Raw genomic sequence first — 21,925 nt, 5'->3', positions numbered from 1 at the left:
GTGGCCGTGGGGTGGTGTGGTGGCGGGTGGCTGGCAGGATGAGGGGCATGCGGAGAACGGCTGTGGTGACCGGGGCGAGCAGCGGGATCGGAGAGGCGACCGCGCGGCGGCTCGCCGCCGAGGGTTACGAGGTGGTGGCGGGTGCGCGCCGGCGCGAACGCCTGGACAAGCTGGCCGCGGACGTGTCCTCGATCAGGCCGGTGACGCTGGATGTGACCTCCCAGGAGTCCGTCGACGCGCTGGTGGACTCGCTCGAGCGCTGCGACGTGCTGGTCAACAACGCCGGCGGCGCCCTCGGTCTCGAATCGGTGGCGGAGGCGCGGCTGGACGACTGGCAGCGCATGTACGACGTGAACGTGCTCGGCTCCCTGCGCATGACTCAGGCGCTCGTCCCCAAGCTCATCGAGTCGGGCGACGGCGTGCTCGTGATGCTGACCTCGACGGCGGGTCTGGTGTCGTACGAGGGCGGGGGCGGCTACTGCGCGGCCAAGCACGCCCAGACGTCGATGGTCGAGACGCTCCGCCTGGAGCTGGTCGGGGAGCCGGTGCGGGTGGTGGAGATCGCGCCGGGCATGGTGAAGAGCGAGGGGTTCGCGGTCACCCGGTTCCGCGGGGACGAGGCGGCCGCTGAGCGGGTGTACGCGGGTGTGCCCGACCCGCTGAGCTCGGACGACGTGGCCGACGCGATCGCCTGGTGCGTGACCCGCCCCGCCCACGTGAACATCGACCGCATGATCATCCGACCGAGAGCCCAGGCCGCCCAGCACAAGGTGCACCGCGTCAGTGGCTAGACCGGCCGGAGCCGCAGGCGGACGGCACTGGACAGGGCACGTGTCACCGGTCGGGACGATCACCCGGGGCACGACCGGGCACAACCGGCTGCGGCGCTCCGACCGGTGGGTCGTCGCCGTGCACGGCGGGCTGCTGCGGGCCGCGGAAAGGCCGCTCGTGGTGGATCTGGGGTACGGGGCGTCGCACACCACGACGCTGGAGCTGTTCACCCGGCTGCGCAGGGTGGCGCCGGAGGTCGAGGTGGTCGGGATCGAGATCGATCCGGCCAGGGTCGCGGTGGCGAAGCCGTACGAGAGGGACGGGTTGAGCTTCCGGCTGGGCGGGTTCGAGCTGCCCGTCCCGCGCCCGCCGGCGCTGGTGCGGGCCTTCAACGTCCTCAGGCAGTACAGCGAGGCCGAGGCGTGGCATTACTGGGACGTGCTCAGGGGCGGGCTGGCTCCCGGCGGCGTCCTGGTCGAGGGGACGTCGTCAGAGAACGGGCGGCGGGCGGTCTGGGTGGGGCTGTCTCAGGAAGGGCCCCAGACGATCACGTTCTCGGCCCGTTTCGACGCCTTCGAGCGGCCTTCGGACCTGGCCGACCGCCTGCCGAAGACCCTCATCCACCGGAACGTGCCCGGTGAGCGGATTCATGCGTTCCTGAGCGACTTCGACCATGCCTGGGCGATGAGCGCGCCGTATGGGGTTCACGGTCTGCGGCAGCGGTGGCTGGCCTCCGTACGGGTGCTGTCCACGTCGTGGCCGGTGCCCATGCGCCCGCCACTGGGCGGCCCGGCCAGGTGGCGGCTCGGCGAGCTGACGCTCCCCTGGTCAGCCGTCGATCCCCGCTGAAGCGCCGCCGCCGTCAGAGGCGTGACTCGAACACGGCGTAGGCCGCGCTGTCGAACAGCACGAAGCGGACGTCCGCCACGGACGTGTCCGCCTGCCGCACCGCATCGAGGGCGATCCGCGCGGCGTCGTCCATGGGCCAGCCGTAGAGCCCGGTCGAGATCGCGGGAAAGGCCACCGACTTGGCCCCCAGCGAGTCGGCCACCCGCAGCGACTCCCGATAGCAGGAGGCCAGCAGCTCCGCACGGTCTTCCGACCTGGAGTGAACCGGCCCGACCGTGTGGATCACCCACCTCGCGGGCAGCCGCCCGGCCGTCGTCGCCACCGCCTGTCCAGTGGGCAGGCCCTTGCCGTAGTGACTGGCCCGCAGCTTCCTGCACTCCTCGAGGATCTCTGGCCCGCCGCGGCGGTGAATCGCGCCGTCCACGCCTCCGCCGCCCATGAGGGAGGAGTTGGCGGCGTTGACGACGGCGTCCACCCGCTGCTCGGTGATGTCGCCTCGCACCAGCGTGATCTCCATCTAACCGAGAGTGTCATCATCGGCCGTCCCGCGCCAACACCGATGTCTGAAGGTACGCGGGGTGCCGCGAGGGAGTTCATCCGACGTGGCGGGATTCACATGGCCCAAATGCCAGCTCGACAGGTTGTAGAGCTACCCTGAAGGGCGTGAAGGGTCTTGGCGAGCTTGAGCGCAGCATCATGGACATCCTCTGGGCGGAGCACAGTGCGTTGACCGCCCGCGAGGTCGGCAGACTCATAGCCGACCGCGATCTTGCCCCCACCACGGTCATGACCGTGCTCGACCGCCTCACCCGTAAGGGCTTCCTCCAGCGCACCCGCGACGGCCGCGCGTGGAGGTATCAACCCGCCGAAAGCCGCGACGCGTACATCGCCGAGCTTATGCTTGAAGCCTTGGACATGACGGGCGACCGATCGGCCGCCCTGACCCGCTTCGCCCAGGCTGTGTCAGGCACGGAGGCGGAGATCCTGCGCAGAGCCCTTACGGAGCTGGAGGAAGAGTGATCACGGCAGCGGTGCTGGCAGCGCTCGCGGCGGCGTGCGCGGTCGGCTCCTGGCGTTTCACCACGGCCCGGTGGACCTCACAAGCTCCACGGCTGGCCATCATCGTCTGGCAGTCCCTGGGCGTGGCCTGGGGACTTGCCACCACCGGCGCCATGCTCGCCTACGCGGTCCAGCCGTACGGCGTGGGGGTGCTGCCCGGGCTGATCGCGTTCACGCAGGGAGAGCCGCCGCTGGAGGCGTGGGACCCGCTGCACGTGCTGGCCCTGATCGCGGGGCTCACCGCGCTGACCGTGCTGGTCGCGGTGCTCCTCACGGCCGGCGTGCAGGCGCTGCGGGCACGACGGCGGCACCGCATGCTGCTCGCGCTGATCTCCCACGACGATCCCGGCGTGCCCGGAGTGCGGGTGCTCGACCACCCCAGCGCGGCGGCGTACTGCGTGCCCGGCCTGCGCTCGCAGGTCGTGGTGAGCGAGGGCGCGCTCAAGCTGCTGTCGGAGGACGAGCTCGCGGCCGTGCTCGCGCACGAGGCCGCGCATGTGCGCGAGCGGCACGACCTGGTGCTGCTGCCGTTCGCCGCGCTGCGCAGGGCGCTGCCCTGGTCGAAGGTGGTGGCCGACGCGCAGTCGCAGGTCGAGCTGCTCATCGAGATGGCCGCCGACGACCGCGCCCGGCGCTACTGCTCGCCGCGCAGGCTGGCGACGGCGCTGCTCAGGTTCGGTACGGCGGGCGCCATGCCGACGCCCAACGGCATGCTCGGCGTGCACGCCCAGCACGTCATGGCCAGGGTCGACCGGCTGATCAAGCCGGGGCCCGAGCTGGCCGCGTCGGTGCGCTACGGGTACATCGCGCTCTCTGTGGCTTTGATCACAACAACACCCCTCCTGTGGGTTTTCCAGCTCTGATGCTTGCTGCAGTTAACCGTCCTGCTTGCAATTGCAAGCAGGACGAGGCAGACTATGGGGCATGGCACTACCCAAAGTCGGTTCGATCGGCGAATACATCCGCGAGCAGCGGCAGCAGGCGAAGATCTCGCTGCGGCAGCTGGCGGAGGCGGCAGGGGTCTCCAACCCCTACCTGAGCCAGATCGAGCGGGGGCTGCGCAAGCCGAGCGCGGAGATCCTCAACCAGATCGCCAAGGGTCTGCGCATCTCCTCGCAGGCGCTCTACGTGCAGGCAGGCCTCATCGAGGACCGCGAGCCGCCAAGTGACGTCATCACGGCAATAAGGGCCGACACGCAGCTCACCGAGCGGCAACGCCAGGTGCTGATTGATATCTATGAGTCGTTCCGTAAAGAGAAGCGCGCCGAAGGCGAGCAGACCTCCCAGAAAGCTCACCCTCGGCGCGACTCCGCATCGGACGACGAACCACTGCCAGAGGAGTTTCTCGCCGCTCTTGAGCCCTATGCGGCGCCCTCCGGCAACGGCAACGTCACCCAGGAAACCAAGGAAGGTTAACCCATGACGCTCGCAACCGAGGTCAAGAAGCTCACCGAGTCCAAGCCGTTCTACGCCGTCGCGGGCGTCGGCGACTACGCCGTGGAGAAGCTGCGCGAGCTGCCCGAGCAGCTGCAGAAACTGCAGTCGCGCCGCTCCGAGCTCACCAAGGAGCTGCCGGTGCGCGCCCGCGAGTACGCCGACAAGGCCGAGGGCCTCGCCAAGGAGTTCCCCGAGAAGGCCCGCGAGTACGCCGGCCAGTTCACCACCAGGGCCACCGAGGTCTACGAGGACTTCGCCACGCGCGGCCGCAAGGTCGTCAGCAAGGCGAGCGGCACCGCCGCGCTCGAGCTCGAAGAGGTGTCCGAGGCCGCCGAGCCGCCCGTCGCCAAGCCGGTGACGCCGGTCAGGAAGCCCCGCACCACCAAGGCGAAGGCCTGAATCGACCGGGAAGCCCGCCTCTTTCTGGAGGCGGGCCTTTTCCGCTTCAGGGTGCCCTCCTGTCGGGGCTGCCTATTAGGCTGAAGCCGTTTTCATCGCGGCGTTGTGCGGAGCCAACAACATGAACTTGATCAACGGTGTTCTCAATCTCCTCTTCCTGGTGCTCGCCGCCGTCATCTTCGGCATGTCGGTCTACGCCCTCGTGCACGCGCTCCGGGTGCCCCCTTCGGCGTTCGTCTCGGCGGGCAAGCTGCAGAAGAACCTCTGGCTGCTGATCCTCGTGCTGGCGACGCTGTTCTCGGCCGCGGGCGCATGGAGCTACTTCAACGCGTTCCTCTTCTACGGCGGCGCCGAGTTCATCGGCATCGGCCTGGGCTTCTTCTCGATCCTGGCGGTCATCGCGGCCACGATCTACATCGTGGACGTCAAGCCGGCCGTCAAGGGCATGGGCCGGGGCAACAACGGGCCCTACGGCCCCTGGTGATCAAGCCAGCTCGCCCGCCAGCCAGGCGGCGAGCCGCTGGTGCCCGACGAGCGTGGGATGCACGCCGTCGGGCAGGATCGCCTCCGCGGGCCAGCGATGGCGCAGGGGGTCGAGGAACGTCACGCCCTCCTTGCCGGCCACCTTCGCCAGCACGTCACGCATGCCGTAGGCCTTCCTCGGCGTGCCGGACAGCCAGATCGGCCCGACCATGACGACCTTCGTGCGCGGCCAGCGCGTACGAACCTCTTTCAGCAGCCGCGCGGCGGCGTCCCCCACCCGCGCCGGGCTCCAGCGCCGGTCGTTGTGGCCGCCGGAGATGACCAGCAGGTCGGGGGCCGGGCGCCAGGCCAGCTCCGTCTCGAACGAGCGCTGGAACGTACGCCCCACCCGGCCCGTGTTGAGATAGCCCGTGCCGCCCGCGCCCGCGATGACCGGCTCGAAGCCCAGCCGCCGCGCGGCCTCCGACGCGTACGTCTCCCACCGCGGCACCGGCCCCGACCCCACGGTGAAGCTGTCGCCCACGAACATCATCACCGGCTTGGGCGAGGGCTTGGCTCGCTCTTCACCGGCGCATCCCGGCACCAGCGCCGTCATCGCGGCGAGCGGTGCGATGAGCCTCAGGCCACGCATTACCACCTCGGGCACTAGGCTGCCGACATGACCAACGACCTCCACGGGCGCACCCAGCGACTGGAACTGTCGGACCAGGCCCTACGCGACTTCGAAGCCGTCGTGCTGGACGCGACGCCTGATGGGATCGTGCTGAGCAGGTCGGCATTCTATCCAGGTGGCGGCGGTCAGCCGGCGGATCACGGAGTTCTGGTCTGGCAGGGCGTGGAGACCCGCATCGTGGGGGTGCGCAAAAGCGACGACCTCTACCTGATCCCGGCCGAGGGCGACCCCGTCCCGCCCGCCGGGACCGTGGTGCAGGCGGCGGTGGCCGACGAGCGCCGCTCGGCCCTCATGCGTACGCACTCGGGGCTCCACGTGCTGTGCGGGGTGGTGTTCAGGGACTACGGCTGCCTCGTCACCGGCGGCAACATGGACGAGCTCAGCGCGCGGATGGACTTCAACCTGCCGGAGGTACCTGCCGGGTTCAAGGAGGCGGTCGAGGACGCGTGCAACGCCGAGATCGCCGCCGACCGGCGCATCGACGTACGCGTGCTGCCCCGGAAGGAGGCGTTCGAGATCCCCGACATCATCCGCACCGCCACCAACCTCGTGCCGGAGAGCGTGCAGGACGTGCGCATCGTCGACATCGTGGGCCTCGACACCCAGGCCGACGGCGGCACCCACGTGGCCTCCACCAGGCAGATCGGCCACATCAAGGTCGCCAAGATCGAGAGCAAGGGGCGCGGCTTCCGGCGGCTGCGGATCCAGATCACCAGCTAGCCCTCCTACGCTGACCTGCGCCCCTTCACGCCCCACCGCACTTCGGTGCGGTCCTTTTGGGGAGCAGGAGCGGGGAAACGCGCTTCGGCGCGGCCCCTTGAAGAGGGAATGCGGGGAACGCACTTCGGCGCGGCCCTTTGAGGAGGGAGCACGGGGAACGCACTTCGGTGCGTTCCTTTGGGGAGGAGGGCCGAAGGGGTTGGGCTAGTCGATCACCTTGGCGAGGCCGTCGAGCAGCGGGCCGAGGCCGAACTCGAAGAGCCGGTCGAGGTCGAGGTCGAAGTCGCCGTCGAGCTCGTCGATGAGCCGGCCGAACGCGGGGTACTCCGCGGTGATCGCGCCCATGCGCTCCCCCTGCTCGTCCATCCACTCGTCGGCGGTGAGCCCGGTGGCGGCCTGGGCCCGCTGCTCCCGCTCGATGTTGGCGGCGATGCCCTGCACGTAGCTGTAGACCAGGATGTGGACGTCCATCTTGGCCGTGGCGTCGAGCCCGGAGTCGTGGAGCCCCTCCATGACGAACTCCGTGTGCTTGATGAGGCTGGCTGAGGGCAGCGGCCTGCTCAGTGAGGTGACCGTGGCCATCCAGGGGTGCGCGCGGTACGCGGCCCACTGCAGCCGGGCGGTCGTCTCCAGCCTGGCCCGCCAGCCGCCCGGCGGTTCCGCGGGCAGCGGGTACGCGTCGATCACGGCGTCCACCATGAGCAGCACCAGATCGTCCTTGCCGCCTATGTGCCGGTAAAGGGACATGGTGGCCATGCCGAGCCGGTCGGCGACGCCGCGCATGGTGAGCTCGGGAAGCCCTTCGGCGTCGGCGATCTCGATGGCGGCCCGCACGATGCGCTCGCGGATCATGTCATTTCCGGAAATTTCCTGACGCCGAACGGCCGTCCGGCCCCCGCGCGGTTCCGCCACGATCGTGCCCACCCGGGGCTCCGCCACCACCACGCCCTCCTGGGCCAGGAGGGCGAGCGCCTTGGCGGCGGTGGCCAGCGCGACCTGCCAGTCCCTGGCGAGCTGCCTGGTGGAGGGCACGCGGTCGCCTGGGCGCAGCTTGCCGTCGGCTATGCGGCGCTTGATGTCGGCGACGATCCTGGCGTAGGGCGGGACGGCCATTCCACATCCTCCTGTACTAGTACAGATCTTGCCATCATACAGTTGTGACGTGCTGTCCGTACGTCGTACAGTCAGCGTACGACGTCAACAAGACAGGGAGCACATCATGAAGGTTCTCATCTCCGGCGCGAGCATCGGCGGCCCCGTCCTGGCCTACTGGCTGCAGCAGCACGGGAACTACGAGACCACGCTCGTCGAGCGGGCCGCGGCCCCGCGCAAGGGCGGCCAGGCCATCGACATCAGGGGCGCCGCGCTGACGGTGGTCGAGAAGATGGGCGTCATCGACCAGATCAGGGAGCTGCGGACGACCATGCGGGGGATGTCCATGGTCGACGCCGACGGCAACGAGATCATGCGCAGCGAGGAGGAGACCCTCAGCGGGGGCCGGTTCGACAGCCCGGACATCGAAATCATGCGCGATGACCTGACCGCGATCCTCATCGAGGCTTCACGTGCCGCCGGCGCCGAGTACGTCTACGGCGACTCGATCGCCACCCTCGCCCAGGGCCCCGAGGGCGTGGACGTGACGTTCGAGAGCGGCGGGCGTGCCCGCTACGACTACGTGGTCGGCGCCGACGGCCTGCACTCCAACGTGCGCGATCTCACTTTCGGCCACGAGGCGCAGTTCCTCAGCCACCTCGGCACCTACGTGTCCATCTTCACCGCCGACAACTTCCTCGGCCTGGACCACTGGCAGACCTGGTTCAACGACGGCGACGCGGGCGGCGCCGTCTTCAGCGACAGGGACGCCGGCGTGATGCGGGTCAACCTCGGCTTCCGCGGCGAGCCGATCGACTACGACTACCGCGACGTCGAGCAGCAGAAGCGCATCGTCCAGGAGCGCTGCTCGGGCGCGCGCTGGGAGGTGCCCAAGCTGCTGGAGGCCATGTGGCAGGCCGACGACTTCTACTTCGACGCCATGGCCCAGGTCAGGATGGAGCACTGGACGAAGGGCAGGGTCGCGCTGATCGGGGACGCGGGCTACTGCGCCTCGCCGCTGTCGGGGCAGGGCACGAGCCTGGCCCTGGTGGGGGCGTACGTGCTGGCGGAGGAGCTCGGCAGGGACCAGGTGGCGGCCTTCGACCGGTACGAGGAGCGCATGCGCCCGTTCGTCGAGCAGAACCAGGCGCTCGCACTCGAGAACCCCGGCCAGGGCGCTTCGCCGGAGAGTGTTCAGCGGGCTGCAACCAGCATCACGCTGGACTGACAGTCACGAACCGATACGATTTGCCGCCATGGGTATCAGACTCACGATGGCCGCGCTCGCGGCCACCGCTCTGACGTTGACCGCCGCTCCCGCGTACGCAGCGGTGGCCGGGATCACGGACGAGGTGACGCTGACCCTCGGCAAGAACGGCACCCTGCACGTGGTCGAGAAGATCGGCGGGGCGTCGGGTGAGCTCAAGCGGACGTTCATCACCAGGACGCGGTACGACGACGACAACGACCGCGTCTACCAGATCTCGAACGTCAAGGGCGGCACCCTGGCAGGCGACGTACTCACCGTCAAGGGGAACGGGACGGTCGAGTACGACGTCAAGGGAGCGGTGACGACCTCGGGCGGTGTCGAGGAGCTGCGCTGGTTCGCGGTGAACGGGTGGAATCAGCAGGTCGCCAAGGCCACGGTCAAGGTGAACGGCCCGGGGCAGGTGCAGAACCTGTCCTGCTTCGCCGGGGAGCTGACCTCGGCCATCGGCTGCACCTCGGCCTCCATGGACCACTCGGCCACCCAGGCCGACTTCGAGCAGGAGAACATCGCGCCCGGCCAGGCGCTGACCGTGGTCATCGGCTATCCCAAGGGCTCCAGCGGCGGCGCCCCCATCCTGGAGAAGCGCTTCTCGCTGGCCGCCGCGTTCACGCTGAACGCCGTCACCGGCGGCGCCCTGGCCGGGCTGCTGGTGCTGCTGCTCGGCGGCCTCGCCCTGCTCTACTGGACGCGCGGGCGCGACGCCAGGGTCGCGGGGCACGAGCAGGGCTCGGTCGATCCGGTGCAGAACGGCCACTTCTCCCCGCCCGACGGGGTGCGGCCCGGCCAGATCGGCACGCTCGTGGACGAGCAGGCCGACGTGATCGACGTGACCGCCACGATCGTCGACCTCGCGGTCCGCGGCTACCTGCGGATCGACGAGCAGCCGCGCCAGACGTACGACGCGCCCGACTGGATGCTGGTCAAGCTGCCGAACGCGCCCACCAACACGCTGCTGCCCTACGAGCGCGCCCTGTACGACGCCATCTTCGACGGGCGGGACGCGGTGCTGCTGTCGCAGCTGTCCGGCTCGTTCGCGACCCACCTGGGCAAGGTGCGCGACGCCCTCTACGCCGACGTGGTCAAGCAGGGCTGGTTCGCCCGGCGTCCGGACACCGAGCGCACCAGGTGGACGACGACCGGCGTGGCGCTCATCGGCCTCGGGCTGGTGGCCACGGTGGCGCTGGCCTGGTTCACCACGTACGGGCTGCTCGGCCTGGCCCTGATCATCGCGGGCGGCGCGCTGGCCGTCGGCGGGCAGTACATGCCGGCCAAGACGGCCAAGGGCTCGGCGGCGCTCGCGCACACCATGGGCTTCCGGAAGTACCTGTTCTCCGGCGAGCTGGGCGAGGTGCCCGAGCAGCACAGGGTGGAGCTGTTCTCGCGCTACCTGCCGTACGCGGTCATCTTCGACGGCGTGGAGCACTGGTCGCGCGTGGTGGCCTCGGTCACCGGGAACGGCCACCAGGCCGACAACCTGTACTGGTACCACGGCCCCGCGGAGTGGGACCTGTCCAAGTTCGCCGGGTCGATGCGCACGTTCACCACCACGACCTCGGGCGCCATCTCCGCCACCCGCCAGTTCCGCACCCTCTGACGCCCCCTCTAACGCAGGCGGAGCTCACCCACTGGCCGGCCGCCGCCGAGCACCGGCGGCGCGGCCAGATCGGCCAGCTCGGGCGCGTCCAGGCCCAGCGAGCGCAGGGCCGCGACCGTGATGGGGACGCGGGCGCGCTGCGACCCGTCCTCGATCTTGACGGTCCCCGCGCGCCCGTCCTCGAACGCGAACGCGTCGAACGCCTCGGCCCCCGCCTTCAGCATGAGGCCGGGCAGCGCACGCATGAGCCTGGCCTCCGGCCGGTCGGTGCCCGAGGTCCACTCGGGGTAGGTGGTCATGGCGTCGAAGATCTTGCGTTCGTACGAGTCGGGCGAGGACAGGGGGAACGCCCTGAACGCCTTGGTCACCCCGAGCATCGACACGAAGAACAGCGGCGCCCCGCACCCGTCCACGCCCGAGGCCGCGACCCGCTCCCCCGTCAGGTCCTCCACGGTCTCGCGGATCGCACGCTGGAGCGGATGCCTGGGCTCGAGGTAGGAGTCGGTGGGCCAGTCGTTCAGCACGCAGGTGGCCAGCATGGCGGCGTGCTTGCCGGAGCAGTTCATGTAGACGCGCCCGCGTTCGGTCACCGTACGGTCGAACGGGTAGTCCTCGGGGCATCCCAGCGCCGGCTCCTCCAGCCCCACGCCCGCGAGGATCTTCCTGACGCCGTCCACGTGGAACGGCTCGCCCGAGTGCGAGGCGCAGGCCAGCGCCAGCAGCTCCCTCTCCAGCCGCAGACCGGCGCGGAGCATGCCGAGCGCCTGAAGCGGCTTCATCGACGACCGTGGCGACGCGGGAACGTGCACCGCGCCCCTCGCCGCGACCGGGTGCCCTTCGGCGTCCACGGTCAGCATGCGAGCCTGATGCGTGGACTCCACGAACCCAGATCGGACAACTTCCACAATCATCGACATATCGCTTCCCCTTTCGGCATGAGTCTACGGATCGTCGCTCCTGGTCCAGAATGGGTTGCCATGCGAGCAGTGGTGCAGAGAGTGAGTTCGGCGTCGGTCGTGGTGGACGGGCGCACGGTCGGGGCGATCGCGGAGCCGGGGCTGCTGGTGCTGGTGGGCGTCACGCACACGGACACCCGGGCCTCGTCCGCCAAGCTCGCCGCGAAGCTGTGGGGGCTGCGCATCCTGCACGGCGAGAAGTCCTGCTCGGACGTGTCGGCGCCGCTCCTGGTGATCAGTCAGTTCACCCTGTACGGCGACGCCCGCAAGGGGCGACGGCCCACGTGGCAGGCCGCCGCCCCTGGGCCCGTCGCCGAGCCGCTGGTGGACGCGGTGGTGGAGGAGTTGCGCGCGTTGGGCGCACACGTGGAGACGGGCGTCTTCGGGGCGGACATGAAGGTGTCGCTGGTCAACGACGGCCCGATCACCCTCGTCCTCGAGGTCTAGGCCCTCAGCGGATGCGGCGGCGCAGCGAGGGGTCGATGCTGACGTTGCGGCCCGCGTCCGGCGGCACGATGACCTCCTGCGCCGCCGCCACCCCACCGGCCAGCAGCGGCGCGTCCACCGGCACCGTGCGCTTCACCACGGCCAGCGCGATCGGGCCAAGCTCGTGGTGCCGGGCGGCCGAGCCGACCACGCCGACCTCCTGGCCCTCGAGAAGCACCGGAGCGCCGTGCGGAGGCAGCGTGTCGACGCTGCCGTCGAGGTGCAGGAAGACCAGGCGGCGCGGCGGGTGCCCGAGATTGTGCACCCTGGCGACGGTCTCCTGGCCGCGGTAGCACCCCTTGGTCAGGTGCACGGCCGAGCCGATCCACCCCACCTCGTGGGGGATCGTCTTGTGGTCGGTGTCGAGCCCCAGCCGCGGCCGGTGCGCCTCGATGCGCAGCGCCTCGTACGCCCACAGCCCCGCCAGCGGCCTGCCCAGGTGGTCGGGCAGCTCGGCGCGCGGCACCAGGAAGTCCTCTGTGGTCGTGGAGAGCACGGCAAGCTCGTCGGCCCGCGACACCTCCACGCGGAGCATGAACCGCATCCGGTCGAGATAGTCGATGAGGCTCTGCGCGCTGCCCGGCTCGACGTGGGCCAGCACGCTCTCGCCGTCGTCAGCCAGCGTCAGGTGGTGCAGCACGTGACCCTGCAGGTCGAGGTCGAGCGTCTGCGTCCACTCGCCGGGGCGCAACGTGTCGAGCTTCTGCGAGGTCAGGTCGTTGAGCCATTTCAGCCGGTCGGCGCCGGAGATGCGGACCACCTCGCGGTTGCTGCGGTCGACGACCGCCTCACCCTTGGCCAGCGCGCGCTGCTCGGCGAACAGGTCACCGTAGTGGGCGGCTACGTCGGAGTCCGGCTCGTCGGCGGCGACGGCACCGGGGAGGTCGAGCAGAGGGCTACGCATGCCATCCAGGCTAGCGTCAGTCGCGAGGACGCCCGCAGACGGGAGGCCGCGCGCCTATCGGCAGTTGCGGCACCGGCCGAAGACCGTCAGGTGATGCACGTCCGCGATGAACCCCAGCTCCTCGTCCAGCCCCTTGACCAGCCCCTCCGCCAGCTCGGGCCGCACCTCGAACACCTTGTCGCAGCCCCGGCACACCAGGTGCACGTGATCGGCCTCGGCCGCCAGATGGTAGGTCGGCGCGCCGTGCCCGAGGTGGGTGTGGGTGACCATGCCGAGCTCTTCGAGCAGCTCCAGCGTGCGGTAGACGGTCGAGATGTTCACGCCGCGGGCGGTCTCGCGGACCCTGACGCAGATCTCCTCCGGCGTGGCGTGCTCCAACGACTTGACCGCCTCAAGGACGAGCTGGCGCTGGGGGGTGACCCGGTAGCCCTTGGCGCGGAGTTCCTCATGCCACTGCGTCTCGGTCATGTCCTGAGTTTAGGCGCAGAGGCCGCAGGACGGTCCGGTGATATTCACTTGCCCCTTCCGAGCAGGAGCGCATAGCGTCTTTGGTACGCGGAAAGGAGGTGGTCCAAGCAATGGTGATTCATAGTTGGACTAGCGAGGTGGTTGTCCGCTAAGTCGCGGACTGTTGTCTCGTGACGCACGGCGAATACGAGGCAACCACCGGGGCCCCTGGCAGCCGGAGGGCGGGATCCCATCCCGACCTTGGTCCATCCGGCCCGCCTGCTCGGCAGGCGGAGTCAGCCTGGGGCCCTTCTTCATGCTCCCGGGGTCAGTGCTCGCCTCGTGCCGCGATGCCGAGCTTGCCGCATGCGTCCCGATAGAGCTGCACCACGGCCTTGCGCACCTGGGCCCGCTCGGTGAGCGTCGCCCCCCAGGGCACCCGGACCCGTTCCCCGCCGTCGACGGTGAACTCGATCGCCTCGGCGTCCACGTCGCTCGTCACCGCCGAGGTGGCCTCGGGGCGTCCGCCGAGTCCTCGTACGATGATCAGCGCGTCTTCGGCATGGTCGTCATTCATGTGGCGCTTGATCGCCTCGACGGCGTCAGCGGTGAAGGGCGTGCTCATACCGGGTCAAGCTACCTTCTTCAGCTCCGCCGACATATGGTCCGTGAGCGGGTGGCCCGCGGCCGCCATCTCGTACGCCCACATGAGATTGCCGTTGACCAGCCCGTACAGACGGTGGCCCGCGGTGTATTCCTTGGCCGAGACGGTGCGGGCGACGACGTCCGTGCGTAGCTCGATCTTGTGGAAGACGACCTCGCCGACGTAGATCTCGACGATCCCGGTCGGGTGCGCGAGCACCACCTCGATCTGCCTGTCGGGCTGGGGACGCCAGTATCCCGACTCGGTGGCCAGCGGCTTCACCCGGTTTCCGTCCTGGTCGAGCAGCCAGGTGCGGCTCACGTAGGACAGGAACGGCTTCCCGTTGTGCGCGAACTCGATCTCCTGACCGAAGTTGAAGCTCTCGATCGTCGGGTAGCCGCCCACGCCGGCGCCTTCCCACCGCCCGAGCAGGAACGCGATCTGCTCCAGGTCGGGGTGCACTTCTGGTTCTTCCATGTTCCCCAAGCCTAGTGGCGTTGGCCCACTGTGCGGCCTCGATATCCATTCCCGTATCGACGGATGCGTCATATCAGTCTTGGACAGTGAGAACAGGCCTGTGCTGTCATGACGCCCATGTCCCCTTCGAGCCCCTTGTGGAGCCTTGTCCGTCTGACCGGAGCGGCCGTCGCCGCCGGCGCCCTGGTGGCCGCGCTCACGCTGCCCGCCGTGGGCGGCACGGGCTCGCTGGTCGTCTCGGCCACGGAGACGCTGGATCTCAAGCCCGCCCAGCTCGAAGAGCCGCCCCTGGCCCAGACCTCCGTCATGTACGACGCCAAGGGCAACCGCATCGCCCAGTTCTACGCCGAGAACCGCAAGGTCGTCCGCCTGGACCAGATCGCCGACGTGATGAAGACGGCGATCGTCGCCATCGAGGACTACCGCTTCTACCAGCACGGCGCGATCGACTTCGAGGGCACCGTCCGCGCCCTGGTCAAGAACCTCAGCTCGGGCGGCATCGCCCAGGGCGGCTCCTCCATCACCCAGCAGTACGTCAAGCAGGTCCTGCTGAACTCGGCCGACACCGAGGCAGGCAAGAACAAGGCGCTGGAGGCCAGCTACGCGCGCAAGCTCAAGGAGCTGCGGTACGCGATGGGCATGGAGCAGAAATACTCCAAGAACGAGATTCTCCGTAGATATCTGAACATTGCGTACTTCGGCGCGGGCGCCAACGGCGTGGAAGCGGCGGCCCGGCGCTTCTTCGGCGTCTCGGCGGCCCACCTCAGCCTGGCCCAGGCCGCGACCCTGGCCGGCGCCGTCCAGAACCCCAACAGGACCGATCCCGAGCTCGGCAAGCAGGCCCGCGAGCTGCTGCTGGGACGCCGCAACGTGGTGCTGGACCGGATGGCGCAGCTCGGCCGCATCACGCCGGAGCAGGCGGCGCAGGCCAAGGCGGAGAAGCTCGGCTACAAGGGGGTCGACGCCCCCAATGGCTGCCAGGACAGCCCGTATCCCTACTTCTGCGAGTACGTACGCTACGAGCTGCTCACCAACCCCGCCTTCGGCGGGACGCAGCGGATCAGGGAGCAGCGGTTCGAGCGCGGCGGGTTGAAGATCTACACGACGCTTGACCCCAGGGCGCAGCGGGCGGCGGAGGCGGCCGTCAGGAAGCACGTGTTCGCCTCGGACCACGCCGTCGCCGCCGAGGCGCTGGTCGAGCCGGGTACGGGCGAGATCAAGGCGATGGCGGCCAGCCGGCCCTACGGCCGTTCCGCCAAACGGAAGGAGATCTCCTACAACCCGGTGGCGGACAAGCGGCACGGCGGGCTGATCGGCTTCCAGGCGGGCTCGACGTTCAAGACGTTCACGCTGATCACGGCGCTCGCACAGGGCATGAAGATCGACGACGGGATCAGCGTGACCAACGCCTACACCGCTCCCGGCTCTGCCTCGTTCAAGAACTGCAAGGGTCAGAACATGGGCATTCCATCCTGGACGGTGACCAACGACGAGGGCTCGCCCGGGTTCAAGACGCTGGCGACCGGCACGTGGGGGTCGGTGAACACGTTCTTCATGGCGCTGGAGCAGCGGGTCGGCCTCTGCGAGACGGTGCAGACGGCCAAGTCGCTGGGCATCAGGCGGGCGGACGGAGGGCCGCTGCAGGAGTACGAGACGTTCACGCTCGGGATCAACGAGATGGACCCGGTGACCGTGGCCGCCGCGTACGCGGCGGTGGCGGCGCGCGGCACGTACTGCGCGCCCATGGTCATCACCAAGGTGAGCGCGGGCACGACGACCTCCTACAAGCCGTCGTGCCGCAAGGCGCTGGACCCGGAGGTGGCCGACGCCACCGCGCAGGTCCTGTCCGGCGTGTTCACCAAGGGCACGATGCGCGGAGTCGGCGGCATCGGCCGCCCGGCGGCGGGCAAGACGGGCACCACGGACGGGTACGCCACGGCCTGGTTCGCCGGCTTCACACCCGACCTCGCGGGTGCGGTCAGCGTGGGCGACCCGCGTGGCTCGCAGCGGTACAAGCTGACCGGGGTCACGATCGGCGGCCGGTACTTCGGCGCGGTGGCCGGCGCCTCGGTGCCCGGGCCGATCTGGAAGGACACCATGATGGCGGCGCTGAAGGACGTGCCGGCCTCGGACTTCACCCCGGTGAACACGGCCCGCTTCGGCGGCTGCGACCAGAGCTGCGCACCGGCCCGCGAGGAGCGTCCGGATACGGCGGAGGAGTTAGGGTGACGGTATGGGACGATCACTGGTGATCAAGGTGACCGCCGGGGCGGATGCCCCCGAGCGGTGCAACCAGGCGTTCACGGTCGCGGCCGCCGCGCTCGCGAGCGGTGTGCCCGTTTCTCTCTGGTTGACCGGCGAGTCGTCGTGGTTCGCGCTGCCGGGGAGGGCCAAGGAGTTCAGCCTGCCGCATGCCGCGCCGCTCGCGGACCTGCTCGACGCCGTGCTGGCGGGTGGGCGGGTGACGCTCTGCACCCAGTGCGCGGCCCGCAGGAACATCACCGTGGACGACGTGATCGAGGGGGTCCGCATCGCGGGCGCTCCGGCGTTCGTCGAGGAAGCGGTCAGCGAGGGCGCGCAGGCGCTGGTCTACTGACCGTCACCGGCCGCCGGACTCCGAGCCGCACGCATGTCGCGCTCTACGTGCGGCTCGGCCGAAGGAAGGGTCAGCTCGGCCGTACGGCGGCCAGGCGTTCCTGGCGGAGGGCCTCGTAGCGGGAGTCGTCGAGCGGCACCAGCTCCCCCACCCGCCACGACAGCAGCAGGTCCGCCAGCGCGGGATTGCGGGCCAGCGCCGGCCCGTGCAGGTATGTCCCCACCACGTGCCCCGCGTGGCACCCCTCGAACCCGTCGCCGTTGCCCACACCCACGACGGTCCTGGACAGCGGCCTGACGCCGGGGCCCAGGTGGGTGACGCCCATGTGGTTCTCGAAGCCGGTCAGCGTGGGGAGGTTGAGCGCGGCGTCCACCTCCGCCACCAGCTCGCCCACGGCGCGCGCCGGCCCGCGGGAGCTGGCGATGTCGAGCAGGCCGATGCCGTCCACCGGCTGGCCTTCCTCGCCGCCGAACGTGCTGCCCATGATCTGGTATCCGGCGCACACCGCCAGCAGGGCGGCGCCGCGGGCGACGGCGCGGTGGAGGCCGCCGTCCCGGCGCAGGCGCTCGGCCGCCAGGATCTGCGGGCGGTCCTCGCCGCCGCCGATCAGGTAGATGTCGCCGGTCTCCGGCACCGGGTCCGCCGAGCGTACGTGGATCGTCTCCGTCTCGATGCCCCTGCGGTGCGCACGCTGCTCCAGGACGAGCACGTTGCCCTGGTCGCCGTACGTGCTCAGCAGGTCAGGGTAGATCCAGACGATGCGCAGGGCGCTGTCAGACGGCACGGCCGAACTCCGATCGGATGCTCTGGAACGCGGTGTAGTTGGCGATCACGTCGACCCGGCCAGGCGGCTGCATGGCGAGGGCCTCGCTGAACGTGCCGCACAGCGTGAACGGCACGTCCGCCACGTCGAGCCTGAGCGCCAGGTCGAGGCGGCGTTCGCCGGTCACGAACACGGGCCGCCCGCGCAGGATGCGATAGTCGACGTCCCACAGCCACGAGGTGTCACGGCCGTCGGGGCCCTGCGCGTTGACCGAGAGGATGATCGGCAGCTGCGGGTCGGCCACGTCGAACGCCTCCAGCCACCCCGCCGGGTTCTTCGAGAGCAGCAGCCGCGCGTGGCGGCCGTCGCGCTCGACGGTGGTGTAGCGGCCGGCCACCGAGGTGACCTCGCGCAGCCTGGGCAGGGCGCGCTCCACCGGCACCCCGAACGCCTCCGCGACCGCCAGCGCCATCACCGCGTTGGAACGGTTGGCCTGGCCGGGCAGCTGGATGTCGAGCAACCACCGCTGACCGCGCGGATCGACGGCCACGTCGTCGTCGAGCGCCCACTGCGGCTCCGGCCGGTGGAACGTGCACTCCCTGCACGCCCAGAAGGCGTCCTTGCGGTCGAGCGGGCCGCCGCACTCGGGGCAGCACCAGGAGTCTTCCTTCCACCGCTGCCCGCCGGCGACCCACGTGACCTTGGCGGCCGTGGAGGCGCCCCAGGTCACGAGCGGGTCGTCGCAGTTGGCGATGACGTGGGTGGGCTTGCCGGACAGGGCCCTGCGCCACTTCTGCGCGAGCAGCCAGATCTCGGCGGCACGGTCCATCTGGTCGCGGCTGAGGTTCATCAGGCAGACGACGCTCGCACCGGTCGTGTCGAGCACCTCCGGCAGGTACTTCTCGTCCACCTCCAGCACGCCGTACGGGGCGGCCTTGCTCTGGGAGAGCGCCGAGACGTGACCGGCGGGCATGTTGGCGCCGAACGCGTTGGTGGCCACCTCGCCGAGGTCGAGCAGCGCCGACGTGATCAGCCTGGTCGTGGTGGTCTTGCCGTTGGTGGCGCTGACCAGGGCCAGCTTGCGGTCGCGGGCCAGCTTGCGCAGGAGGTCGGGCTCGAGCAGCAGGCCCACTCGGCCGCCGATCACCGAGCCGTCACCGCGCCCGGTCATCCTGGACAGTGTGGCGGCACTGCGGCCCAGGGCGCTGGCGAGCTGGGCCCGCAGAGGAAGCTGGGTCATGCCCAAGGATCCTAGTCGGCGTTGGCCGTAAGTCTGGAGATGCACACGAAAACGCGGCCAAGGGGTCAGGAGGGGCTCGGGGCGGGCTCGGCGAAGGTGATCTCCGGGGCCCCGCCTTGCTCGAACGGCAGGACGAAGCGCCGGGGCCAGGACAGCACGCCCTCCAGCCATCCGGCCCCCATCGTCTGCCCCACGTGCCGCACCCGCGCCGACGACTCGATCCCGATCGCCACCGTCGTGATGTCCCGCTGCACCCCTTCGTTCTCGTCGTCCCCCAGGATCACCCGCCAGGCCAGCGCCCGGTTACGGTCTATCTCCATCGACAGGGGGTGATGCCGCAGCGCCTTCGCCCGGTGCCCGAGCAGCTCCGTGTGGACGAGATCGGGCGAGGAGCCGTTGCCGTTGGACGGCTGGCGGAAGAGGGCGTACTCCATGGGAGGCGCCGGGCTGCGCAGGTTGGGGGCCGGCTGGCCGTACGGGAAGAGCCTGTCCACCTCGTGCAGCCAGCGGACCTGCGGGATCACCCACGACGCCCCCGGTCGCTCCCCGCCGCCTTCGAGCCCGGCGAGCAGCCGGGTGGCGGTCTCGGCCGCCTTCTCCGTGAGCAGCGAAGGATCGAACCAGCTGCGCAGTGACCACGCACGCCGCTGCACCGAGCGCTCGATCAGGGTCGCCAGCAGGCACTCCCGGCGCCGCACCGGCAGGTCGGACCAGGCGGAGGCGAGGGCGCGCGGCACCCCGGGCAGGGGCCGGTTGCTGACGAAGGCGAGCACGACCGTGTCGCACCAGATCCGCAGCCAGGCCCACTCGGGCGCGTCGGCGAGCACGTCGGCCTCGCGCAGCTCCACCAGCGTGCACGCCTGCCCGGTACGGCAGGCCGCGCCGCACGCCGCGGACCGGCGGCCCCGGATGGGCGGCGGCGGGCCGGGCAGCACCTTCTCCCTGGACTCCCCCAGCGGCACGCGGACCCGCAGCGGCCGGTCCATCCCGTCGGCGAAGACCGCGGCCGAACCCGGCTGCAGGGAGACGACGTGGCGGGACTGCTCGTCGCTCAGGTTCATGGCGGCGCCGACGAGCTTCCTGTCGTCCTCCGCCGGGAGCCGGTGCACCACCTTCAGCGCGGTGTTCTTGACCACGTCGGAGACGAGCTTGGTGGGGATCTGCTCGGCCACCACGATGCCCTCGCCGTACGCGCGGATCTCCGCGAGCAGCCCGGCCAGCAGCTCCACCGCGTGCGTGGACGCCCGCCCGTGGCCGCGGTCACGCAGCAGCCGGTGCGCCTCCTCGATCACGATGACGTGGCGCAGCTCGTGGGACTTCTCCCTACGCGCCCGCATGCGCAGGTGCTCGACGATCCTGATGATCAGCGTGCCCATGAGGAACGCCTTGTCCTCGTCGTTGGCGACGTCCTCGATCGCCAGCACGACGTCCCGTTCGAGCAGGCCGCCGATGTCGGCGGGGTGGCCGCCCTCGAAGAAGCGCCCGGCCGAGCCGACCCGCAGGGAGCGGAGCCTGAGCGAGATGAAGCCCTCGACGTCCGCCTGGACCTCGCGGCCGTAGCCGATCTCCTTGATCACGTCCATGGCGTGCTGCTGGAGCTGTTCGAGGGTGGGCACGCTGGGCGGGACGTTCGAGCCCGGCACGGCGCCGCCCGTGACGACGTCCCAGCCGGTCGCCTCGTAGACGCGCTGCAGCGCGAGGGACATGATCTGCGGGAACGGCTCCTCGGCGTCGAACGCCGCCATGAACAGCGCCCTGATCATGTCGATGTGGGCCTGGACGGGGTAGCCGGGCTCGGGTTCGAGCGGGTTGATGCTGAACGGCACGCCGTCAGGGGCCGACGGGTTGATGACCGTGATCGGCTCGTCGATGCGGCCGGCCATGGCGGCGTACTCGGACTTGGCGGGCTCGATGGCCAGCCACGGGATGCGCGCCCTGCTGAGCTGCTCCAGCAGGTGGCGCACGGTCTGCGACTTGCCGGAGCCGGTCGCGCCCGTGACGAACGCGTGCCGGTTGAGCGTGGCCAGCGGCACCCGGAACGTACCGACCGCTCTGTCCTGCCCGTCGAGGATCTCCCCGAGCTCCAGCTCGCCCCCGTCGGCCTCGGACGTCACGTCGAAGAAGCCCGACTCGAGCACGCGTACCCCGGGGACCTCCCGGCGGGGCAGCCCGGCCAGCGCCGCGAGGGCTCCGGCGGTGGCGGCGAACGGGGCGGCGGCGCCGTCGGCCGGGTCCTGCATGGTGATGGCCAGGGCCTCCGGCAGCGTGTAGGCCGCGCCGTGCGAGCTGCGCAGCCGGTACGGGTGCTGGCTCATCTCGACCGACCCGACCAGCACGGGCGCGATCTGCCGCAGCTCCTCGGCGGTGGCGCCCCCGGCGAGCACGCGTACGTTCCAGAGGCCCGCCTCCCTGAACGCGTCCAGCTCCTGCATGCGCCGCTCGGCGCGCTCGGCGTCGAAGCGGGAGCGCTCGGAGGCGTCGCCGTACTGCCTGAGCACGTTGAGCTGGGTACGCAGGTGCGCCACCTCGGCGTCGAGCAGGTCGGTCGGCTCGGCCACGACCAGCCAGGCGAACGGCCGCGACATGAGCGTCACCAGCGTCGACTCGAACAACGTCGGCCGCCTGAGCTCGTCCGGGTCGAACTCGCGCCCCTTGCTCCCGAGCGGCGGCGCCTGCCGGCCCGGGCACGGCGTCCACACCAGGTCGGCCAGGTCGGCGAGATACTCCTCGTCGAGTTGGACGCCGCGGGCCCCGCCGGGGAACAGCAGCGGCTGGGGCCCGCTCGGATACTCGGGCGCGCCGGTCGACCTGCGCGGCTGGCGCGGCGGCGACAGCGGCCCCGCGTTGGTGATGAGCTCGAGCGGCGCGCCGGACCCTCGCGACAGCCACCCGATGACGAACGGCCGGTCGCGTTGCGCGGCCGACAGCACCGCGGGCAGCACGGTGACGAAATCCCACTCCGCCGACGAGCTTCGCGAGGGTGCTGCGATCGACTGGATTCGATACCAGGGCCCACTCAGCGAGACACTCGGCTGCATTTCATTCCCCCACAGACGGTTCTTTGTT

General features: G+C 70.3%; 24 protein-coding genes. 13 read left to right on the top strand and 11 right to left on the bottom strand.

Features of this window, described 5'->3' with window-relative positions:
• The first annotated feature begins 47 nt into the window (after positions 1 to 47).
• Positions 48 to 791, top strand: coding sequence for an SDR family NAD(P)-dependent oxidoreductase (locus tag ABN273_RS00460; protein WP_349446576.1), 744 nt, complete (start codon positions 48 to 50; stop codon positions 789 to 791).
• Positions 792 to 831: 40 nt separating this feature from the next.
• The gene (locus ABN273_RS00455; RefSeq protein WP_349446575.1) at positions 832 to 1,620 is read left to right on the top strand and encodes a class I SAM-dependent methyltransferase; all 789 of its coding nucleotides are present in this window, start codon (positions 832 to 834) and stop codon (positions 1,618 to 1,620) included.
• Positions 1,621 to 1,633: 13 nt separating this feature from the next.
• Here ABN273_RS00455 and ABN273_RS00450 read toward each other — a convergent pair whose 3' ends face one another.
• Positions 1,634 to 2,137: an O-acetyl-ADP-ribose deacetylase gene (locus ABN273_RS00450; RefSeq protein WP_349446574.1), complete on the bottom strand. Its 504-nt coding sequence runs from the start codon at positions 2,135 to 2,137 to the stop codon at positions 1,634 to 1,636.
• A 146-nt stretch (positions 2,138 to 2,283) separates the two neighbouring features.
• Here ABN273_RS00450 and ABN273_RS00445 point away from each other — a divergent pair, with 146 nt between their 5' ends.
• The 5 genes from ABN273_RS00445 to ABN273_RS00425 all read left to right on the top strand — a co-directional run bounded on the left by ABN273_RS00445 (position 2,284) and on the right by ABN273_RS00425 (position 4,999).
• Positions 2,284 to 2,640: a BlaI/MecI/CopY family transcriptional regulator gene (locus tag ABN273_RS00445; RefSeq protein WP_349446573.1), complete on the top strand. Its 357-nt coding sequence runs from the start codon at positions 2,284 to 2,286 to the stop codon at positions 2,638 to 2,640.
• A complete protein-coding gene (locus ABN273_RS00440; protein WP_349446572.1) occupies positions 2,637 to 3,542 on the top strand; it encodes a M56 family metallopeptidase in 906 nt (301 codons plus the stop codon). Before ABN273_RS00445 ends, ABN273_RS00440 begins: the two co-directional genes overlap by 4 nt.
• 61 nt (positions 3,543 to 3,603) lie before the next feature.
• Positions 3,604 to 4,095, top strand: a complete 492-nt coding sequence (locus ABN273_RS00435; RefSeq protein ID WP_349446571.1) for a helix-turn-helix domain-containing protein — start codon at positions 3,604 to 3,606, stop codon at positions 4,093 to 4,095.
• A 3-nt stretch (positions 4,096 to 4,098) separates the two neighbouring features.
• Positions 4,099 to 4,515, top strand: coding sequence for a hypothetical protein (locus ABN273_RS00430; RefSeq protein ID WP_349446570.1), 417 nt, complete (start codon positions 4,099 to 4,101; stop codon positions 4,513 to 4,515).
• Between the two features lie 121 nt (positions 4,516 to 4,636).
• On the top strand, positions 4,637 to 4,999 hold the full coding sequence (locus ABN273_RS00425; protein ID WP_349446569.1) for a DUF2516 family protein: 363 nt from the start codon (positions 4,637 to 4,639) through the stop codon (positions 4,997 to 4,999).
• Here the strand turns inward: ABN273_RS00425 and ABN273_RS00420 are convergent, their stop codons facing one another.
• Positions 5,000 to 5,629: an SGNH/GDSL hydrolase family protein gene (locus ABN273_RS00420; RefSeq protein WP_349446568.1), complete on the bottom strand. Its 630-nt coding sequence runs from the start codon at positions 5,627 to 5,629 to the stop codon at positions 5,000 to 5,002.
• Between the two features lie 27 nt (positions 5,630 to 5,656).
• Here ABN273_RS00420 and ABN273_RS00415 point away from each other — a divergent pair, with 27 nt between their 5' ends.
• A complete protein-coding gene (locus ABN273_RS00415; RefSeq protein ID WP_349446567.1) occupies positions 5,657 to 6,391 on the top strand; it encodes an alanyl-tRNA editing protein in 735 nt (244 codons plus the stop codon).
• A gap of 204 nt (positions 6,392 to 6,595) precedes the next feature.
• On the opposite strand, the gene ABN273_RS00410 is transcribed toward ABN273_RS00415, so the two are convergent.
• Positions 6,596 to 7,504 carry a TetR/AcrR family transcriptional regulator gene (locus ABN273_RS00410; protein WP_349446566.1) on the bottom strand — a complete coding sequence of 303 codons (909 nt, stop codon included), beginning with the start codon at positions 7,502 to 7,504 and terminating at the stop codon, positions 6,596 to 6,598.
• 106 nt (positions 7,505 to 7,610) lie between these two features.
• Here ABN273_RS00410 and ABN273_RS00405 point away from each other — a divergent pair, with 106 nt between their 5' ends.
• The gene (locus tag ABN273_RS00405; protein ID WP_349446565.1) at positions 7,611 to 8,711 is read left to right on the top strand and encodes an FAD-dependent monooxygenase; all 1,101 of its coding nucleotides are present in this window, start codon (positions 7,611 to 7,613) and stop codon (positions 8,709 to 8,711) included.
• Positions 8,712 to 8,739: 28 nt separating this feature from the next.
• On the top strand, positions 8,740 to 10,347 hold the full coding sequence (locus ABN273_RS00400) for a DUF2207 domain-containing protein (protein ID WP_349446564.1): 1,608 nt from the start codon (positions 8,740 to 8,742) through the stop codon (positions 10,345 to 10,347).
• Positions 10,348 to 10,355: 8 nt separating this feature from the next.
• Here the strand turns inward: ABN273_RS00400 and ABN273_RS00395 are convergent, their stop codons facing one another.
• Positions 10,356 to 11,258 carry an asparaginase gene (locus ABN273_RS00395; protein ID WP_349447159.1) on the bottom strand — a complete coding sequence of 301 codons (903 nt, stop codon included), beginning with the start codon at positions 11,256 to 11,258 and terminating at the stop codon, positions 10,356 to 10,358.
• Positions 11,259 to 11,324: 66 nt separating this feature from the next.
• Here ABN273_RS00395 and dtd point away from each other — a divergent pair, with 66 nt between their 5' ends.
• Positions 11,325 to 11,750 carry a D-aminoacyl-tRNA deacylase gene (gene dtd, locus ABN273_RS00390; protein ID WP_349446563.1) on the top strand — a complete coding sequence of 142 codons (426 nt, stop codon included), beginning with the start codon at positions 11,325 to 11,327 and terminating at the stop codon, positions 11,748 to 11,750.
• A 4-nt stretch (positions 11,751 to 11,754) separates the two neighbouring features.
• Here dtd and ygfZ read toward each other — a convergent pair whose 3' ends face one another.
• The 4 genes from ygfZ to ABN273_RS00370 form a co-directional block, all read right to left on the bottom strand.
• Positions 11,755 to 12,693, bottom strand: a complete 939-nt coding sequence (gene ygfZ, locus ABN273_RS00385) for a CAF17-like 4Fe-4S cluster assembly/insertion protein YgfZ (protein ID WP_349446562.1) — start codon at positions 12,691 to 12,693, stop codon at positions 11,755 to 11,757.
• Between the two features lie 54 nt (positions 12,694 to 12,747).
• Positions 12,748 to 13,161: a Fur family transcriptional regulator gene (locus ABN273_RS00380; RefSeq protein WP_349446561.1), complete on the bottom strand. Its 414-nt coding sequence runs from the start codon at positions 13,159 to 13,161 to the stop codon at positions 12,748 to 12,750.
• A 307-nt stretch (positions 13,162 to 13,468) separates the two neighbouring features.
• Positions 13,469 to 13,765 carry a DUF2470 domain-containing protein gene (locus tag ABN273_RS00375; RefSeq protein ID WP_349446560.1) on the bottom strand — a complete coding sequence of 99 codons (297 nt, stop codon included), beginning with the start codon at positions 13,763 to 13,765 and terminating at the stop codon, positions 13,469 to 13,471.
• Positions 13,766 to 13,771: 6 nt separating this feature from the next.
• Entirely contained in the window at positions 13,772 to 14,260 is a 489-nt protein-coding gene (locus ABN273_RS00370; RefSeq protein ID WP_349446559.1) for a heme-binding beta-barrel domain-containing protein, read from the bottom strand.
• Positions 14,261 to 14,377: 117 nt separating this feature from the next.
• Between ABN273_RS00370 and ABN273_RS00365 the strand changes: the two genes are divergently transcribed.
• Both ABN273_RS00365 and ABN273_RS00360 read left to right on the top strand, forming a co-directional pair.
• Positions 14,378 to 16,489 carry a transglycosylase domain-containing protein gene (locus ABN273_RS00365; RefSeq protein ID WP_349446558.1) on the top strand — a complete coding sequence of 704 codons (2,112 nt, stop codon included), beginning with the start codon at positions 14,378 to 14,380 and terminating at the stop codon, positions 16,487 to 16,489.
• Between the two features lie 4 nt (positions 16,490 to 16,493).
• Positions 16,494 to 16,856, top strand: a complete 363-nt coding sequence (locus tag ABN273_RS00360) for a DsrE family protein (RefSeq protein ID WP_349446557.1) — start codon at positions 16,494 to 16,496, stop codon at positions 16,854 to 16,856.
• Positions 16,857 to 16,926: 70 nt separating this feature from the next.
• Here ABN273_RS00360 and ABN273_RS00355 read toward each other — a convergent pair whose 3' ends face one another.
• From ABN273_RS00355 to ABN273_RS00345, 3 genes are all read right to left on the bottom strand, one after another.
• Positions 16,927 to 17,640 (bottom strand): type 1 glutamine amidotransferase, encoded by a 714-nt coding sequence (locus ABN273_RS00355; RefSeq protein WP_349446556.1) that lies wholly within the window; start codon positions 17,638 to 17,640, stop codon positions 16,927 to 16,929.
• Complete coding sequence (locus ABN273_RS00350) at positions 17,630 to 18,859, bottom strand: MurT ligase domain-containing protein (protein ID WP_349446555.1); 1,230 nt, start codon at positions 18,857 to 18,859, stop codon at positions 17,630 to 17,632. Before ABN273_RS00350 ends, ABN273_RS00355 begins: the two co-directional genes overlap by 11 nt.
• 65 nt (positions 18,860 to 18,924) lie before the next feature.
• A complete protein-coding gene (locus tag ABN273_RS00345) occupies positions 18,925 to 21,897 on the bottom strand; it encodes an ATP-binding protein (protein WP_349446554.1) in 2,973 nt (990 codons plus the stop codon).
• Positions 21,898 to 21,925 lie beyond the last annotated feature (28 nt).

This window comes from Nonomuraea sp. B19D2 (assembly GCF_040137845.1).
Taxonomy (GTDB): Bacteria; Actinomycetota; Actinomycetes; order Streptosporangiales; family Streptosporangiaceae; genus Nonomuraea.
This window is presented reverse-complemented; position numbering and strand designations above follow the sequence as displayed.